Origin of the sequence: Streptomyces viridochromogenes DSM 40736, assembly GCF_000158955.1 — a bacterium.
GTDB classification, from domain to species: Bacteria; Actinomycetota; Actinomycetes; order Streptomycetales; family Streptomycetaceae; genus Streptomyces; species Streptomyces venetus.
In genome coordinates this window covers 1,527,824-1,545,544 of the sequence record NZ_GG657757.1, presented here as the reverse complement: position 1 = coordinate 1,545,544, position 17,721 = coordinate 1,527,824, and the positions used below count along the sequence as shown (strand labels likewise).

The window sequence follows — 17,721 nt, the reverse complement described above, 5'->3', positions numbered from 1 at the left end:
AAAAAAAAAAAAAAAAAAAAAAAAAAAAAAAAAAAAAAAAAAAATAAAGAAAAGAAAAAAGAAGATGAAAACGAAAAAGAAAAAAAAAAAAAAAAAACCCGGCGGCACGTTTCTGCGCTCCTCGCGGAGTGCTCAGCCCTCGTCGTGGGTCGCCACCGCGCGACGCGCGTCGGCGTCCAGGACACCCCAGCTGATCAGCTGCTCGGTGAGGACCGAGGGCGACTGGTCGTAGATGACGGCGAGTGTGCGCAGGTCGTCCTGGCGGATCGAGAGCACCTTGCCGTTGTAGTCACCGCGCTGCGACTGGATCGTGGCCGCGTAGCGCTGCAGTGGGCCCGCCTTCTCGGCCGGCACCGTGGCCAGCCGCTCCAGGTCCAGGACCAGCTTCGGCGGCGGCTCGGCGGCGCCCCCCGGGGTGGTGCCCGGCAGCAGCTCCTGCACCGGAACGCCGTAGAAGTCCGCCAGCTCGGCAAGGCGCTGCACGGTCACGGCACGGTCGCCGCGCTCGTACGAACCGACCACGACCGCCTTCCAGCGTCCCTGGGACTTTTCCTCGACACCGTGGAGGGAAAGGCCCTGCTGGGTGCGGATCGCCCGGAGCTTGGCCCCGAGCTGTTTGGCGTATTCGCTGGACATATAGCTCCCCGGCACTGTGTCGACGCGCCTCGGCTGTGTTGCCGGACCGCGCGGCTGGTAACTCACTGTGAGGTTACGCAGCGTTACTCTGCCGCGTCAAGCCGAATGGTCCGCACCGACTCTTCCGTGGTATCGGCGCTCCGTTAGGCCGAGTGGGTGATTCGAGGGGGCCATCGAAGCGGTCGTGGGGACCTGCTACCGTGTATGGCGCAATCCCGACGTCCTTTAAGGTCCGTCCCGTGAGGCGGAGAAGGAGGTCCGTTTCGTATGGACACGCACGACACGCAGTCCGATGCCCGGCCCGTTCTCGAAGGGCCCGACATCGCACGGGTGCTGACCCGCATCGCCCACGAGATCGTCGAACGCGCGAAAGGCGCCGACGACGTGGTGCTCCTCGGCATCCCGACCCGGGGCGTCTTCCTCGCCCGGCGGATCGCCGACAAGCTCGAGGAGATCACCGAGCGCAAGGTTCCGTGCGGCTCGCTCGACATCACCATGTACCGCGACGACCTGCGCATGCACCCGCCGCGTGCGCTGGCCCGTACCGAGATCCCCGGTGACGGCCTCGACGGCAAGCTGGTCGTCCTCGTCGACGACGTGCTCTTCTCCGGCCGCACCATCCGGGCCGCCCTCGACGCCCTGAACGACCTCGGGCGCCCGCGCGCGGTGCAGCTCGCCGTCCTCGTCGACCGCGGTCACCGCGAACTGCCCATCCGCGCCGACTACGTCGGCAAGAACCTCCCCACGTCGTTGCGGGAGACGGTCAAGGTCCAGCTCGCCGAGGAGGACGGTCGCGACACCGTGCTGCTCGGCGCCAAGCAGACCTCCCAGTAGCGCTTCGGGCGTACGCCGTCGGCGTACGCCGGCTCAGTGCGCCTTCGCGCGCCCGTCTGCCCCCATTCTCCTGAACTGTCTTACGGAGCCTGACAGATGCAGCGTCATCTCATCTCGGCCGCCGACCTCACCCGCGACGACGCCGTCCTGATCCTCGACACCGCCGAGGAGATGGCCCGGGTCGCCGACCGGCCGATCAAAAAGCTGCCGACCCTGCGCGGCCGCACGATCGTCAACCTCTTCTTCGAGGACTCCACCCGGACCCGGATCTCCTTCGAGGCCGCCGAGAAGCGGCTGTCCGCGGACGTCATCAACTTCTCCGCCAAGGGCTCCAGCGTCTCCAAGGGCGAGTCCCTGAAGGACACCGCCCAGACGCTGGAGGCCATGGGCGTCGACGCCGTGGTCATCCGGCACGGCGCCTCGGGCGCCCCGTACCGGCTGGCGAACTCCGGCTGGATCGACGCGGCCGTCGTCAACGCCGGCGACGGCACCCACCAGCACCCCACCCAGGCCCTGCTGGACGCCTTCACCATGCGCCGCCGCCTGATCGGCCCGGACGCCGGCCTCGGCCAGGACCTCGCGGGCCGGCGCATCACGATCGTCGGCGACGTCCTGCACAGCCGGGTCGCCCGCTCCAACGTCGACCTGCTGCACACCCTCGGCGCCGAGGTCACCCTCGTCGCCCCGCCCACTCTCCTGCCCGTCGGCATCGAGGCCTGGCCCTGCGAGGTGTCGTACGACCTCGACAGCACCCTCTCCAAGTCCGACGCGGTGATGATGCTGCGCGTCCAGCGCGAGCGCATGAACGCCGCCTTCTTCCCCACCGAGCGTGAGTACTCCCGGCGCTACGGCCTCGACGGCGACCGCATGGCGCGGATGCCCGAGCACGCCGTCGTGATGCACCCCGGCCCGATGGTCCGCGGCATGGAGATCACCGCCGAGGTCGCCGACTCCGACCGCTGCACCGTCGTCGAGCAGGTCACCAATGGGGTGTCCATCCGGATGGCCGTCCTCTACCTGCTGCTGGGCGGCGCTGTGTTCGATTCGAAGAACGTGCCCGCCGTCACCCACACCCGTACCGAGGAGAAGTAAGAACCATGAGCAAGATCCTGATCCGTGGTGCGAAGGTGCTCGGCGGCGAGCCGCAGGACGTGCTGATCGACGGCGGGACCATCGCGGAGGTCGGCACGGGGCTGACCGCCGAGGGCGCCGAGGTCGTCGAGGCCGAGGGCAAGGTGCTGCTGCCGGGCCTGGTCGACCTGCACACCCATCTGCGCGAGCCCGGCCGGGAGGACTCCGAGACCGTCCTCACCGGCACCCGCGCCGCCGCCTCCGGCGGTTACACCACCGTGTTCGCCATGGCCAACACGTTCCCGGTCGCCGACACCGCCGGTGTCGTCGAGCAGGTCTGGCGGCTCGGCAAGGAGCACGGGTACTGCGACGTCCAGCCGATCGGTGCCGTGACCGTCGGCCTGGAGGGCAAGAAGCTCGCCGAGCTGGGCGCCATGCACGAGTCGGCCGCCGGGGTCACCGTCTTCTCCGACGACGGCAAGTGCGTCCACGACGCCGTGATCATGCGCCGGTCCCTGGAGTACGTGAAGGCCTTCGGCGGTGTGATCGCCCAGCACGCGCAGGAGCCGCGGCTGACCGAGGGCGCCGAGATGAACGAGGGCGTCGTCTCCGCCGAGCTCGGGCTCGGGGGCTGGCCGGCGGTGGCCGAAGAATCGATCATCGCCCGGGATGTCCTGCTCGCGGAGCACGTCGGCTCCCGCGTCCACATCTGTCACCTGTCGACCGCCGGATCCGTCGAGATCGTCCGCTGGGCGAAGTCCCGCGGCATCGCCGTCACCGCCGAGGTCACCCCGCACCACCTGCTCCTCACCGACGAGCTGGTGCGGACGTACAACCCCGTCTACAAGGTCAACCCGCCGCTGCGCACCGAGCGCGACGTCATGGCGCTGCGCGAGGCGCTCGCCGACGGCACGATCGACATCGTCGCCACCGACCACGCCCCGCACCCGCACGAGGACAAGGACTGCGAGTGGGCCGCGGCCGCCATGGGCATGGTCGGCCTGGAGACGGCGTTGTCAGTGGTGCAGGAGACCATGGTCGAAACGGGTCTGCTGGACTGGGCCGGCGTCGCCGACCGGATGTCCTTCAAGCCCGCGCAGATCGGACAGGCCACGGGCCACGGACGTCCCGTCTCGGCAGGTGAGCCCGCCAACCTCACCCTCGTCGACACGGCATACCGTGGGCTGGTGGAACCCGCGGGCTTCGCCTCGCGCAGCCGCAACACCCCCTACGAGGGCCGCGAGCTGCCGGGCCGTGTGACGCACACGTGGCTGCGGGGCAAGGCCACGCTCGTCGACGGGAAGCTCACGTGACACTGTACTGCTGCCGCCGAGAAGGAATCGGCGCAAGTGACCGACTGGGCCGCCCGCATCGGCTGGGTCGTCGGCCTCGCCCTGTTCGTCGCGCTCGTCTACTGGCTGATGCGCGAGGGCTGGAAGTGGCGCGGCACCCTCCAGGGCGACCTGCCCGAGCTGCCCACCACCCCCGACGAGACGGGACCGGCCAGGCTCACCATGAGCGGCCGCTACCACGGCTCCACCACCGCCGGGCAGTGGCTCGACCGGATCGTGGCGCACGGCCTGGGCACCCGCAGCCGTGCCGAGCTGACCCTCACGGACGCCGGACTGGACGTCGTGCGCCCCGGGGCGAACGACTTCTTCGTGCCGGCCGCGCAGCTCCGGGAGGCCCGCCTCGACAAGGGCATCGCCGGCAAGGTGCTCACCGAGGGCGGCCTGCTGATCGTCACCTGGGCGCACGGCGACCGGCTGATCGACTCCGGGTTCCGCTCCGACCACGCGGCCGAGCACAACGAGTGGGTCGAGACCGTCAACTCCATGATCGAAACGAACACCAGGGAAGGCGCCGAACGATGACCACCTCCACCAGGGGAGCCACCAAAACTCCCGCCGTACTCGTCCTGGAGGACGGCCGGATCTTCCGCGGCCGCGCCTACGGGGCCGTGGGGGAGACCTTCGGCGAGGCCGTCTTCTCCACCGGCATGACCGGCTACCAGGAGACCCTCACCGACCCCTCGTACCACCGCCAGGTCGTGGTGATGACCGCCCCGCACGTCGGCAACACCGGTGTGAACGACGAGGACCCCGAGTCCAAGCGCATCTGGGTCTCCGGGTACGTCGTCCGCGACCCCGCACGCGTGCCGTCCAACTGGCGCTCCCGGCGCACGCTGGACGAGGAGCTCGCGGCGCAGGGCGTGGTCGGCATCTCCGGCATCGACACCCGCGCCCTCACCCGGCACCTGCGTGAGCGCGGCGCCATGCGCGTCGGCATCTTCAGCGGCGACGCCGTCCAGGAAGACGGCGCGCTCCTCGCCCGCGTGCAGGAGGCCCCGCAGATGAAGGGCGCGAACCTCTCCGCCGAGGTCGCCACCACCGAGCCGTACGTCGTCCCGGCCCTCGGCGAGAAGAAGTTCACCGTCGCCGCCGTCGACCTCGGCATCAAGGGCATGACGCCGCACCGCATGGCCGAGCGCGGCATCGAGGTGCACGTGCTCCCGGCAACCGCGACCGTCGAGGACGTGTACGCGGTCAACCCGGACGGCGTGTTCTTCTCCAACGGTCCGGGCGACCCGGCCACCGCCGACCACCCCGTCTCGGTGATGCGGGGCGTCCTGGAGCGCGGCACGCCGCTGTTCGGCATCTGCTTCGGCAACCAGATCCTCGGCCGCGCGCTCGGCTTCGGCACTTACAAGCTGAAGTACGGCCACCGCGGCATCAACCAGCCGGTGCAGGACCGCACGACCGGCAAGGTCGAGGTCACCGCGCACAACCACGGCTTCGCCGTCGACGCCCCGCTCGACCAGGTCTCCGAGACCCCGTTCGGCCGCGCCGAGGTGTCGCACGTCTGTCTGAACGACAACGTGGTGGAGGGGCTCCAGCTCCTCGACCGCCCCGCCTTCAGCGTCCAGTACCACCCCGAAGCGGCAGCCGGCCCGCACGACGCCGCCTACCTGTTCGACCGCTTCGTATCCCTGATGGAGGGCCAGCGTGCCTAAGCGCACCGATATCCAGTCCGTCCTGGTCATCGGCTCCGGCCCGATCGTCATCGGCCAGGCCGCCGAGTTCGACTACTCCGGCACCCAGGCGTGCCGCGTCCTGAAGGCCGAGGGCCTCAGGGTCGTCCTGGTGAACTCCAACCCGGCGACGATCATGACCGACCCGGAGATCGCCGACGCCACCTACGTCGAGCCGATCACCCCCGAGTTCGTCGAGAAGATCATCGCCAAGGAGCGCCCCGACGCGCTGCTGCCCACCCTGGGCGGCCAGACGGCCCTCAACACGGCCATCTCGCTGCACGAGGCGGGGACCCTCGACAAGTACGGCGTCGAGCTGATCGGCGCCAACGTCGAGGCCATCAACAAGGGCGAGGACCGCGACCTCTTCAAGGAGGTCGTCGAGGCCGTCCGCGGCAAGATCGGCCACGGCGAGTCCGCCCGCTCGGTCATCTGCCACTCCATGGACGACGTGCTCCAGGGCGTCGAAACGCTCGGTGGCTACCCGGTCGTCGTCCGCCCCTCCTTCACCATGGGCGGCGCCGGCTCCGGCTTCGCCCACGACGAGGAGGAACTGCGCCGCATCGCCGGCCAGGGCCTCACGCTCTCCCCGACCACCGAGGTGCTCCTGGAGGAGTCCATCCTCGGCTGGAAGGAGTACGAGCTGGAGCTGATGCGCGACAAGCACGACAACGTCGTGGTCGTCTGCTCCATCGAGAACTTCGACCCCATGGGCGTGCACACCGGCGACTCGATCACCGTCGCGCCCGCCATGACGCTCACCGACCGCGAGTACCAGACCCTGCGCGACATCGGCATCGCCGTGATCCGCGAGGTCGGTGTCGACACCGGCGGCTGCAACATCCAGTTCGCGGTGAACCCCGAGGACGGCCGGGTCATCGTCATCGAGATGAACCCGCGCGTGTCGCGGTCCTCGGCGCTGGCCTCCAAGGCGACCGGCTTCCCGATCGCCAAGATCGCCGCCAAGCTCGCCGTCGGCTACACGCTGGACGAGATCCCGAACGACATCACGCAGGAGACCCCGGCCTCCTTCGAGCCGACGCTCGACTACGTGGTCGTGAAGGCCCCGCGGTTCGCCTTCGAGAAGTTCCCGAGCGCGGACGCCACCCTCACCACCACCATGAAGTCCGTCGGCGAGGCCATGGCCATCGGCCGCAACTTCACCGAGGCCTTCCAGAAGGCCCTGCGCTCGCTGGAGAAGAAGGGCAGCCAGTTCACCTTCGTCGGCGAGCCCGGCGACAAGACCCAGCTCCTGGAGCAGGCGGTCCGCCCCACCGACGGCCGGATCAACACCGTCATGCAGGCCATCCGCGCCGGCGCCACGCCCGAGGAGGTCTTCGAGTACACGAAGATCGACCCGTGGTTCGTCGACCAGCTCTTCCTCATCAAGGAGATCGCCGACGAGCTGGCCGAGGCGCCCGAACTCACCGCCGACCTGCTCGCCGAGGCCAAGCGGCACGGCTTCTCCGACACGCAGATCGGCGAGATCCGCGGCCTGCGCGAGGACGTCGTCCGCGAGGTCCGGCACGCGCTGGGAATCCGCCCGGTCTACAAGACGGTCGACACCTGCGCCGCCGAGTTCGCCGCGAAGACGCCGTACTTCTACTCCTCCTACGACGAGGAGACGGAGGTCGCCTCCCGCGAGAAGCCGGCCGTCATCATCCTGGGCTCCGGCCCGAACCGCATCGGCCAGGGCATCGAGTTCGACTACTCCTGCGTCCACGCCTCCTTCGCGCTCAGCGAGCGGGCTACGAGACGGTCATGGTCAACTGTACCCGGAGACGTCTCACGGACTACGACACCTCCGACCGCCTGTACTTCGAGCCGCTGACGCTGGAAGACGTGCTGGAGATCGTGCACGCCGAGCAGCAGGCCGGACCCGTCGCGGGCGTCGTCGTGCAGCTCGGCGGCCAGACCCCGCTGGGCCTGTCGCAGGCGCTGAAGGACAACGGCGTGCCGATCGTCGGCACCTCCCCGGAGGCCATCCACGCCGCCGAGGACCGGGGCGCCTTCGGCCGGGTCCTCAAGGAGGCCGGCCTCCCGGCCCCCAAGCACGGCACCGCCACCACCTTCGCCGAGGCCAAGGCCATCGCCGACGAGATCGGCTACCCGGTCCTCGTCCGCCCGTCGTACGTCCTCGGCGGGCGCGGCATGGAGATCGTCTACGACGAGACGCGCCTGGAGGCGTACATCGCCGAGTCGACCGAGATCAGCCCCTCCCGGCCGGTGCTGGTCGACCGGTTCCTCGACGACGCGATCGAGATCGACGTCGACGCGCTCTACGACGGGCAGGAGCTGTACCTCGGCGGCGTCATGGAGCACATCGAGGAGGCCGGCATCCACTCCGGCGACTCGGCGTGCGCCCTGCCCCCGATCACGCTCGGCGGCTTCGACATCAAGCGCCTGCGGGCCTCCACGGAGGGCATCGCGAAGGGCGTCGGCGTCCGCGGCCTGATCAACATCCAGTTCGCGCTCGCGGGCGACATCCTCTATGTCCTGGAGGCCAACCCGCGCGCCTCCCGGACCGTCCCCTTCACCTCGAAGGCGACCGCGGTGCCGCTGGCCAAGGCCGCCGCCCGGATCTCGCTGGGCGCCACGATCGCCGAGCTGCGCGCCGAGGGCCTGCTGCCGGCCACCGGCGACGGCGGCGAGCTGCCGCTGGACGCGCCGATCTCCGTCAAGGAGGCCGTCATGCCGTGGTCGCGCTTCCGCGACATCCACGGCCGCGGCGTCGACACGGTCCTCGGCCCGGAGATGCGCTCCACCGGCGAGGTCATGGGCATCGACTCCGTCTTCGGCACGGCGTACGCCAAGTCGCAGGCGGGCGCCTACGGCCCGCTGCCCACCAAGGGCCGCGCCTTCATCTCGGTCGCCAACCGCGACAAGCGCTCGATGATCTTCCCGGCGCGCGAGCTTGTCGCGCACGGCTTCGAGCTGCTCGCCACCTCCGGCACGGCCGAGGTCCTCAAGCGCAACGGCATCAACGCCACGGTCGTGCGCAAGCAGTCCGAGGGCACCGGCCCGAACGGCGAGAAGACCATCGTGCAGCTCATCCACGACGGCGAGGTCGACCTGATCGTCAACACCCCCTACGGCACCGGTGGCCGCCTCGACGGCTACGACATCCGTACGGCGGCGGTGGCGCGCTCGGTGCCCTGCCTGACGACGGTCCAGGCGCTCGCGGCGGCGGTCCAGGGCATCGACGCCCTCAACCGCGGCGAAGTGAGCGTCCGATCGCTCCAGGAACACGCGGAGCACCTGACCGCGGCCCGCGACTAGCAGCCCCGAGGGGGACACCGGAAACGGTGTCCCCCTCTTCGTGAGGACAGCACGTCCTCGTGAGGACACCATGTACCGAATCTTCTTCAGCCTGTTCTTCAAGCGGCTGGACCCGGAGCAGGCCCACCACCTGGCCTTCCGCTGGATCCGCCTCGCCGCCCGCGTCCCGGTGCTGCGCACCTTCCTCGCCGCGGCCCTCGCGCCCCGCCACAAGGAGCTGCGCACCGAGGCCTTCGGGCTGCGCATGCACGGCCCCTTCGGGCTCGCGGCGGGCTTCGACAAGAACGCCGTCGGCATCGACGGCATGGCGATGCTCGGCTTCGACCACGTCGAGATCGGCACCGTGACCGGCGAACCGCAGCCCGGCAACCCCAAGCAGCGGCTGTTCCGGCTGGTCAAGGACCGCGCGCTGATCAACCGCATGGGCTTCAACAACGACGGCTCGCTCCGGGTGGCCGCCCGTCTGGCCTCCCGCACGCCCGTCTTCAGGACCGTGGTCGGCGTCAACATCGGCAAGACCAAGGTCGTACCGGAGGAGGAGGCCGTCGCGGACTACGTGAAGTCCGCCGAGCGGCTGGCGCCGTACGCCGACTACCTGGTCGTCAACGTCTCCTCCCCGAACACGCCCGGTCTGCGCAACCTCCAGGCCACGGAGGCGCTGCGTCCCCTGCTGAGCGCCGTCCGCGAGGCCGCCGACCGCACGGTGTCCGCGCGGCGCGTCCCGCTCCTGGTCAAGATCGCGCCGGACCTCGCCGACGAGGACGTCGACGCGGTCGCCGACCTCGCCGTGGAGCTCGGCCTGGACGGCATCATCGCCACGAACACCACCATCGCGCGCGACGGCCTCGGCCTCGCGTCGGACCCCTCCCTGGTCAAGGAGACCGGCGGCCTGTCCGGAGCACCCCTGAAGGAACGCTCCCTGGAGGTACTGCGCCGCCTCTACGCGCGCGTGGGCGACCGGATCACCCTGGTGGGCGTCGGCGGCGTCGAGAACGCCGAGGACGCCTGGCAGCGCATCCTCGCCGGTGCCACGCTGGTCCAGGGGTACAGCGCCTTCATCTACGAGGGGCCCTTCTGGGGCCGGGCCATCCACAAGGGGCTCGCCGCGCGCCTGCGCACCAGCCCGTACGCCACGCTCGCCGACGCGGTGGGCGCCGACGTGAGGAAGACGGCATGAGTGGTCTCGAACCCTTCGGTGCCCGCCTGCGCCGGGCCATGGACGAGCGCGGCCCGCTGTGCGTCGGGATCGACCCGCACGCCTCCCTGCTCGCCGAGTGGGGTCTGAACGACGACGTGGCGGGCCTGGAGCGGTTCAGCCGCACGGTCGTCGAGGCGGTGGCCGACCGGGTCGCCGTGCTCAAGCCGCAGAGCGCGTTCTTCGAGCGCTTCGGCTCGCGCGGTCTCGCCGTCCTGGAGACGACGGTGGCCGAAGCGCGGGCGGCGGGCGCGCTGGTCGTGATGGACGCCAAGCGCGGCGACATCGGCTCGACCATGGCCGCGTACGCCGAGTCCTTCCTGCACAAGGACGCCCCGCTGTTCTCCGACGCGCTGACGGTCTCGCCGTACCTCGGCTACGGCTCGCTCAGCCCGGCCGTCGCGCTGGCCCGGGAGAACGGCGCGGGCCTCTTCGTGCTGGCGCTGACCTCCAACCCGGAGGGCGGCGAGGTCCAGCACGCGGTGCGGGCCGACGGCCGGAACGTCGGAGCGACGATGCTCGGGCACCTGTCCGTCGAGAACGCGGGGGAGGAGCCCCTGGGCTCCTTCGGCGCGGTCGTCGGCGCGACCCTCGGGGACCTGTCGTCGTACGACCTGGACATCAACGGCCCGCTCCTCGCGCCCGGCATCGGAGCTCAGGGGGCCACGCCGGCCGATCTTCCCGGGGTCTTCGGCGCGGCGGTGCGCAACGTGGTGCCGAACGTCAGCCGGGGAGTGTTGCGCCAGGGTCCCGACGCGGTCGCTCTGCGTGACGCCGCGGAGCGCTTCGCGGAGGAGATCCGTCACGCCGTGGCTGCCTCCTGACCTCATCCTGACCTCATCCGGGCCCCCTCCTGGCCTTCTCCGGAGACCTCCGATGAGTGGCCAGGGGTGCTCTTGAATCTGAATACATCCTCAAATCCGGGGCAGTATGTCCTAAATGTCCGTTCAGATGAAGGCTGACCAGGACTTTTCCGCTGTTCTCGCTGACTCTGGCGGACTTGCCCGCTAGTCTCCGACGAGAGTGAACGGGCAAGCGTGTTGCTCGTAGCTCCCCAGGTGTGGGGCGACTAGGTTCCTCACCGGTCCGTATCCGACAGTTCGACATCCGAGGTGACGTAGGCGTGGCTCTTCCGCCCCTTACCCCTGAACAGCGCGCAGCCGCGCTCGAAAAGGCCGCCGCGGCTCGCCGGGAGCGGGCCGAGGTCAAGAATCGACTCAAGCACTCCGGCGCCTCCCTTCACGAGGTCATCAAGCAGGGCCAGGAGAACGACGTCATCGGCAAGATGAAGGTCTCCGCTCTCCTTGAGTCCCTGCCGGGCGTGGGCAAGGTCCGCGCCAAGCAGATCATGGAGCGACTCGGTATCTCCGAGAGCCGCCGTGTGCGTGGCCTCGGCTCCAACCAGATCGCCTCCCTGGAGCGCGAGTTCGGCAGCACCGGCTCCTGAACCGGTTACTCCGGGGAAGCGAGTCCCGGGCACTCCGGGATTGCTGGATAATCGCTGCATGGCTGCAACACCCCGGGGGACGTCCCCCGTACCCCCGGACGTACGTCCGCGGCTGACCGTGCTCTCCGGCCCCTCCGGGGTCGGCAAGAGCACGGTCGTCGCTCATATGCGCAAGGAACATCCCGAGGTCTGGCTCTCGGTGTCGGCGACGACCCGCAAGCCCCGCCCCGGCGAGAAGCACGGAGTCCACTACTTCTTCGTCACCGACGACGAGATGGACAAGCTGATCGCCAACGGCGAGCTGCTGGAGTGGGCCGAGTTCGCCGGCAACCGCTACGGCACGCCGCGCGCGGCCGTGCAGGAGCGCCTGGAGAAGGGCGAGCCCGTACTCCTCGAGATCGACCTGCAGGGCGCCCGTCTGGTCCGCGAGTCGATGCCCGAGGCCCAGCTGGTGTTCCTGGCTCCTCCCTCCTGGGAGGAGCTGGTGCGCAGGCTCACCGGGCGGGGCACCGAACCGCCCGAGGTGATCGAGCGACGGCTGCGGGCGGCGAAGATCGAGCTGGCCGCCGAGCCCGAGTTCGATACGACCCTGGTCAACACCTCCGTCGAGGACGTGGCTCGCGAGCTGCTAGCCTTGGTGGACGTCGTGTGACCATCGTTGATCGCTACCGGATCTCGCTGATCATCCCGACAGAATCTTTCCCATCCATCGGAAGGTAGAGCGTGTCCTCTTCCATCTCCGCGCCCGAGGGCATCATCAACCCGCCGATCGACGAGCTCCTCGAGGCCACCGACTCGAAGTACAGCCTCGTGATCTACGCGGCCAAGCGGGCCCGCCAGATCAATGCGTACTATTCGCAGCTCGGCGAGGGCCTCCTCGAGTACGTCGGTCCCCTCGTCGACACCCACGTCCACGAGAAGCCGCTCTCGATCGCGCTCCGCGAGATCAACGCGGGCCTGCTGACGTCCGAGGCCGTCGAGGGCCCGGCGCAGTAAGTAGTATTTGCAGCTTGACGCTGACTTTTCCACAGGCCCGGCAGGTCGACTGCCGGGCCTGTGGTGTGTCATGGAGTCGTACGTTGTGCAGGTTGCCGAGGTCCGGGGAGAGACGGTGGACAAGCCGAAGGTCGTTCTGGGGGTCAGTGGCGGCATCGCCGCGTACAAGGCCTGTGAGCTGCTCCGGCGGCTGACGGAGTCGGGCCATGAGGTACGCGTGGTGCCCACGGCCTCCGCGTTGCACTTCGTCGGCGCCGCCACCTGGTCCGCGCTCTCCGGCAACCCGGTCTCCACCGAGGTGTGGGACGACGTGCACGAGGTCCCGCACGTCCGCATCGGGCAGCACGCCGACCTCGTCGTCGTCGCCCCGGCCACGGCCGACATGCTCGCCAAGGCCGCCCACGGCCTCGCCGACGACCTCCTCACCAACACGCTGCTCACCGCCCGCTGCCCCGTCGTCTTCGCCCCCGCGATGCACACGGAGATGTGGGAGCACCCGGCCACGCAGGAGAACGTGGCGACGCTGCGCCGCCGCGGCGCCCTCGTCATCGAGCCGGCCGTGGGCCGTCTCACCGGCGTGGACACCGGCAAGGGCCGGCTGCCCGACCCGGGCGAGATCTTCGAGGTCTGCCGCCGGGTGCTCGCCCGCGGCGTGACCGAGCCGGACCTGAAGGGACGGCATGTGGTGGTCAGCGCCGGCGGCACCCGCGAGCCCCTGGACCCCGTCCGCTTCCTCGGCAACCGCTCCTCCGGCAAGCAGGGCTACGCCCTCGCCCGCACCGCGGCCGCCCGCGGCGCCCGCGTCACGCTGGTCGCGGCCAACAGCACCCTGCCGGACCCGGCCGGCGTGGACGTCGTCCCCGTGGGGACCGCCGTGCAGCTGCGTGAGGCGGTGCTCAAGGCCGTCGCAGACGCCGACGCGGTGGTGATGGCGGCGGCCGTGGCGGACTTCCGTCCGGCGGCGTACGCGGCCGGGAAGATCAAGAAGAAGGACGACCAGGAGCCGGAGCCGATCACCCTGGTGCGGAATCCGGACATCCTCGCGGAGATCTCCGCCGACCGCGCGCGCCCCGCTCAGGTGGTCGTCGGCTTCGCCGCGGAGACCGACGACGTGCTGGCCAACGGTCGCGCGAAGCTGAAGCGCAAGGGCTGCGATCTGCTCGTGGTGAACGAGGTGGGCGAGCGCAAGACCTTCGGTTCCGAGGAGAACGAAGCCGTGGTGCTCGGTGCCGACGGCAGCGAGACCCCGGTGCCGTACGGGCCCAAGGAAGCCCTGGCCGAGACGGTGTGGGACCTGGTCACCGAGCGCCTCCAGTGATGTTTCCGGCACCCTGCGCCCCGGTGAAACCCGGCCGAACGGCGCGTGGCGCCTCTGGTCAATGCCGCTCGGCATTGGGCACAATGCCCGTGCCGCAGGTCACAGCGCTCCCGAGTGTCGAGACAGGGGGACCGTGGCCGAAGCGTGACCGATAAACTGTTCCACGGACGGCGCCCGGGTGCAGCCCCCGCCGTCCGCCAATGATCAGCCAGCAGCCGCTGCAACCCCAGGGAGCGTTGTGTCCCGTCGCCTGTTCACCTCGGAGTCCGTGACCGAGGGTCACCCCGACAAGATCGCTGACCAGATCAGCGACACCATTCTCGACGCGCTGCTGCGCGAGGACCCGGCCTCCCGGGTCGCCGTCGAGACCCTGATCACGACCGGCCTGGTACACGTGGCCGGCGAGGTCACGACCAAGACGTACGCGGACATCGCGACGCTGGTCCGGAACAAGATCCTCGAGATCGGCTACGACTCCTCGAAGAAGGGCTTCGACGGCGCCTCCTGCGGCGTGTCGGTGTCGATCGGCGCCCAGTCCCCGGACATCGCCCAGGGTGTGGACACGGCGTACGAGTCCCGTGTCGAGGGCGACGAGGACGAGCTCGACAAGCAGGGCGCGGGCGACCAGGGCCTGATGTTCGGCTACGCGACGGACGAGACGCCGACGCTGATGCCGCTGCCGATCTTCCTGGCGCACCGCCTCTCGAAGCGCCTGTCCGACGTGCGGAAGAACGGCACGATCCCCTACCTGCGCCCGGACGGCAAGACGCAGGTCACCATCGAGTACGACGGTGACAAGGCGGTCCGCCTGGACACCGTCGTCGTCTCCTCCCAGCACGCCTCCGACATCGACCTGGAGTCGCTCCTGGCTCCGGACATCAAGGAGTTCGTCGTCGAGCCGGAGCTGAAGGCGCTCCTGGAGGACGGCATCAAGATCGACACCGAGAACTACCGTCTGCTGGTCAACCCCACCGGCCGCTTCGAGATCGGCGGCCCGATGGGTGACGCCGGCCTGACCGGCCGCAAGATCATCATCGACACCTACGGCGGCATGGCCCGCCACGGCGGCGGCGCCTTCTCCGGCAAGGACCCGTCCAAGGTCGACCGCTCCGCCGCGTACGCGATGCGCTGGGTCGCCAAGAACGTGGTGGCGGCGGGTCTCGCCACCCGCTGCGAGGTCCAGGTGGCGTACGCGATCGGCAAGGCCGAACCGGTCGGCCTGTTCGTCGAGACCTTCGGCACCGCCAAGATCGACACGGACAAGATCGAGAAGGCGATCGACGAGGTCTTCGACCTCCGCCCGGCCGCCATCATCCGCGACCTCGACCTGCTCCGCCCGATCTACTCCCAGACCGCCGCGTACGGCCACTTCGGCCGTGAGCTTCCCGAGTTCACCTGGGAGCGCACGGACCGCGTGGACGCGCTGCGCAAGGCGGCGGGGCTGTAGACGAGCCCCTGGGCATGCGGCCCGGCTCCCTTCGGGGGCCGGGCCTCGCCGCGTCCCGGGCCGTTCCGGGCGCCGTCGGTTGTCAGTGGGATTTGGTAAGAATGCAAGCGTGAGCAGCGAGAACGAGCACGCGGACGGTGCTGACGGTGGTGCGGAGGGTGCGCCGCCCGAGCAGCTCGCGCTCATCCGGGAGAGCGTGCGAAAGGCCAGGACGCCCCGGGCCAAGCCGCGGACGTGGCGGGGCGCCGCACTGGCCAAGGAGCTGCCCGTCGCGCGGGTGCTCGTCGACAAGGGCGTGCTCCATCTCGACCGGTACTTCGACTACGCCGTGCCCGAGGAGCTGGACGCCGAGGCCCAGCCGGGCGTGCGGGTGCGGGTGCGGTTCGGGGCCGGGCGGCATCGGGTGCGAGAAGGGCGGCGTGAGGGCGGCGGGCTGATCGACGGGTTCCTCGTCGAGCGGCTGCCCGAGTCCGACTACACCGGCCCGCTGGCCGCCCTCGCCCAGGTCGTGTCCCCCGAGCGGGTGCTGAGCGAGGAGCTGCTGGGTCTGGCCCGGACCGTCGCCGACCGGTACGCGGGCAGCCTCGCCGACGTCCTGCAACTCGCCGTCCCGCCGCGCAACGCACGGGCCGAGCAGCGTCCCTCGCCCGCGCCGCAGCCGCCGCCCCAGGCGCCCGGAGCGGGCTCCTGGCAGCGTTACGAGCGGGGGGCGGCCTTCCTGGAGTCGCTGGCCTCCGGCGGAGCGCCACGGGCCGTGTGGAACGCGTTGCCCGGCCCGCAGTGGAGCGAGGAACTGGCCCGGGCCGTCGCGGCGACCCTGGCCTCCGGGCGCGGAGCGCTCGTCGTCCTGCCCGACGGGCGGGCGGTCGCCCGCGTCGACGCCGCCCTGACCGCCCTGCTCGGCGAGGGACGGCACGCGGTGCTCACCGCCGACGCGGGACCCGAGAAGCGCTACGCGCAGTGGCTCGCGGTGCGGCGGGGCTCCGTACGGGCCGTGATCGGAACTCGGGCGGCGATGTTCGCGCCGGTCCAGAACCTGGGACTGGTCGCTCTGTGGGACGACGGGGACGACAGCCACAGCGAGCAGCACGCGCCGCAGCCGCACGCGCGGGAGGTGCTGCTGCTGCGGGCCGCCCAGGACAGGTGCGGCTTCCTGCTGGGCAGCTGGGGCTGCACCGTGGAGGCCGCGCAGCTCGTCGAGACCGGGTGGGCGCGGCCGCTCGTGGCCGCGCGGGAACAGGTGCGTGCCGCCGCACCGCTCGTACGGACCGTCGGGGACGGCGACCTCGCGCGGGACGAGGCCGCCCGGGCCGCCCGGCTGCCGACGCTCGCCTGGCAGGCCGTCAGGGAGGGACTGCGGCAGGGCCCGGTGCTGGTGCAGGTGCCCCGGCGGGGCTACGTGCCGCGCATGGCATGCGCCGCCTGCCGGGCCCCCGCGCGGTGCCGGCACTGCTCCGGGCCGCTGGAGGCACGGGACGGCGGCGCGCTGTGCTGTGGCTGGTGCGGCCGGGAGGCGAGCGACTGGCACTGCCCGGAGTGCGGGGCCTTCCGGCTGCGCGCCTCGGTCGTGGGGGCGCGGCGGACGGCCGAGGAACTCGGACGGGCTTTCCCCGCGGTTCCGGTGCGGACCTCGGGTCGTGAACACGTGCTCGACACCGTGCCGGGGGCGCCCGCGCTGGTGGTGAGCACGCCGGGGGCCGAACCCGTCGCCGAGGGCGGCTACGCGGCGGCGCTGCTGCTGGACGGGTGGGCCATGCTCGGACGGCCCGACCTGCGGGCCGGGGAGGACGCGTTGCGGCGGTGGATCGCGGCTGCGGCGCTCGTCCGGCCACAGTCGGCCGGGGGCACGGTGGTCGTCGTGGCGGAGCCGACGCTGCGACCAGTGCAGGCGCTCGTCCGGTGGGATCCCGTCGGGCACGCGGTGCGGGAACTGGCCGAGCGGGCGGAGCTGGGTTATCCGCCGGTGTCGCGGATGGCGGCCGTGTCCGGGCCGCCACAAGCGGTGGCCGACTTCCTCCGTACGGCCGAACTGCCGTCGGAGGCCGAGGTGCTGGGGCCGGTGCCGTTGCCCGTGACGGCTCCGGGGCGTCCGCGGCGGGCGGGGGCGCCACCGCCCGGGGAGCAGTGGGAACGGGCGTTGCTGCGGGTGCCGCCGGGAAGGGGGGCCGCGCTGGCGGCCGCGCTGAAGGCCACGCAGGCCGCGCGCATGGCTCGGGGGAGTGGCAGTGGGAGCGCGAGTGCCAAGGGGAGTGCGGACGCTCGGGGGAGTGGGAACGGGAGCGCGGTCTGGGTGCGGATCGATCCGATCGACATCGGGTGAGCGCGGTGGCTGCGGGCCGGTCAGGGGGGGCGGGCTGGTCAGGGTGCGGTCCGGTGCCGCACTTGCCGGTGAGGCGCCGCCCGTGGCTACCGGTGGGGCGCGTCCCGCGGATACGACTGCCCTCCCGAACAGGTGTCGGGAGGGCAG

14 protein-coding genes and 1 pseudogene are annotated in these 17,721 nt (G+C 70.7%); 14 read left to right on the top strand and 1 reads right to left on the bottom strand.

Features of this window, described 5'->3' with window-relative positions; translation table 11 throughout:
* Window positions 1-132 precede the first annotated feature (132 nt).
* Complete coding sequence (gene bldD / locus SSQG_RS06620; protein ID WP_003988955.1) at window positions 133-636, bottom strand: transcriptional regulator BldD; 504 nt, start codon at window positions 634-636, stop codon at window positions 133-135.
* 267 nt (window positions 637-903) lie between these two features.
* Here bldD and pyrR point away from each other — a divergent pair, with 267 nt between their 5' ends.
* The 14 genes and pseudogenes from pyrR to SSQG_RS06550 all read left to right on the top strand — a co-directional run bounded on the left by pyrR (window position 904) and on the right by SSQG_RS06550 (window position 17,574).
* Complete coding sequence (gene pyrR / locus SSQG_RS06615) at window positions 904-1,470, top strand: bifunctional pyr operon transcriptional regulator/uracil phosphoribosyltransferase PyrR (RefSeq protein WP_003988954.1); 567 nt, start codon at window positions 904-906, stop codon at window positions 1,468-1,470.
* 96 nt (window positions 1,471-1,566) lie between these two features.
* Complete coding sequence (locus tag SSQG_RS06610) at window positions 1,567-2,562, top strand: aspartate carbamoyltransferase catalytic subunit (protein WP_003988953.1); 996 nt, start codon at window positions 1,567-1,569, stop codon at window positions 2,560-2,562.
* Window positions 2,563-2,567: 5 nt separating this feature from the next.
* The gene (locus SSQG_RS06605; RefSeq protein ID WP_003988952.1) at window positions 2,568-3,854 is read left to right on the top strand and encodes a dihydroorotase; all 1,287 of its coding nucleotides are present in this window, start codon (window positions 2,568-2,570) and stop codon (window positions 3,852-3,854) included.
* Between the two features lie 36 nt (window positions 3,855-3,890).
* Complete coding sequence (locus SSQG_RS06600) at window positions 3,891-4,415, top strand: hypothetical protein (RefSeq protein WP_003988951.1); 525 nt, start codon at window positions 3,891-3,893, stop codon at window positions 4,413-4,415.
* Complete coding sequence (gene carA / locus SSQG_RS06595) at window positions 4,412-5,554, top strand: glutamine-hydrolyzing carbamoyl-phosphate synthase small subunit (RefSeq protein ID WP_003988950.1); 1,143 nt, start codon at window positions 4,412-4,414, stop codon at window positions 5,552-5,554. Before SSQG_RS06600 ends, carA begins: the two co-directional genes overlap by 4 nt.
* Window positions 5,547-8,851 (top strand): annotated as a pseudogene (gene carB / locus SSQG_RS06590) (carbamoyl-phosphate synthase large subunit). The gene carA and the pseudogene carB overlap by 8 nt, the downstream one beginning before the upstream one ends.
* A gap of 70 nt (window positions 8,852-8,921) precedes the next feature.
* Window positions 8,922-10,028: a quinone-dependent dihydroorotate dehydrogenase gene (locus SSQG_RS06585; RefSeq protein WP_003988948.1), complete on the top strand. Its 1,107-nt coding sequence runs from the start codon at window positions 8,922-8,924 to the stop codon at window positions 10,026-10,028.
* A complete protein-coding gene (pyrF, locus tag SSQG_RS06580; RefSeq protein ID WP_003988947.1) occupies window positions 10,025-10,870 on the top strand; it encodes an orotidine-5'-phosphate decarboxylase in 846 nt (281 codons plus the stop codon). The genes SSQG_RS06585 and pyrF overlap by 4 nt, the downstream gene beginning before the upstream one ends.
* Window positions 10,871-11,169: 299 nt before the next feature.
* The gene (locus SSQG_RS06575; RefSeq protein WP_003977346.1) at window positions 11,170-11,493 is read left to right on the top strand and encodes an integration host factor; all 324 of its coding nucleotides are present in this window, start codon (window positions 11,170-11,172) and stop codon (window positions 11,491-11,493) included.
* 58 nt (window positions 11,494-11,551) lie between these two features.
* Window positions 11,552-12,145, top strand: coding sequence for a guanylate kinase (gene gmk, locus SSQG_RS06570; protein ID WP_003988946.1), 594 nt, complete (start codon window positions 11,552-11,554; stop codon window positions 12,143-12,145).
* A 71-nt stretch (window positions 12,146-12,216) separates the two neighbouring features.
* Window positions 12,217-12,489 (top strand): DNA-directed RNA polymerase subunit omega, encoded by a 273-nt coding sequence (gene rpoZ / locus SSQG_RS06565; protein WP_003988945.1) that lies wholly within the window; start codon window positions 12,217-12,219, stop codon window positions 12,487-12,489.
* Window positions 12,490-12,604: 115 nt separating this feature from the next.
* On the top strand, window positions 12,605-13,807 hold the full coding sequence (gene coaBC, locus SSQG_RS06560; protein ID WP_039934836.1) for a bifunctional phosphopantothenoylcysteine decarboxylase/phosphopantothenate--cysteine ligase CoaBC: 1,203 nt from the start codon (window positions 12,605-12,607) through the stop codon (window positions 13,805-13,807).
* Between the two features lie 238 nt (window positions 13,808-14,045).
* A complete protein-coding gene (metK, locus tag SSQG_RS06555; RefSeq protein WP_003988943.1) occupies window positions 14,046-15,254 on the top strand; it encodes a methionine adenosyltransferase in 1,209 nt (402 codons plus the stop codon).
* A 109-nt stretch (window positions 15,255-15,363) separates the two neighbouring features.
* A complete protein-coding gene (locus SSQG_RS06550; RefSeq protein WP_003988942.1) occupies window positions 15,364-17,574 on the top strand; it encodes a primosomal protein N' in 2,211 nt (736 codons plus the stop codon).
* Window positions 17,575-17,721: the final 147 nt, after the last annotated feature.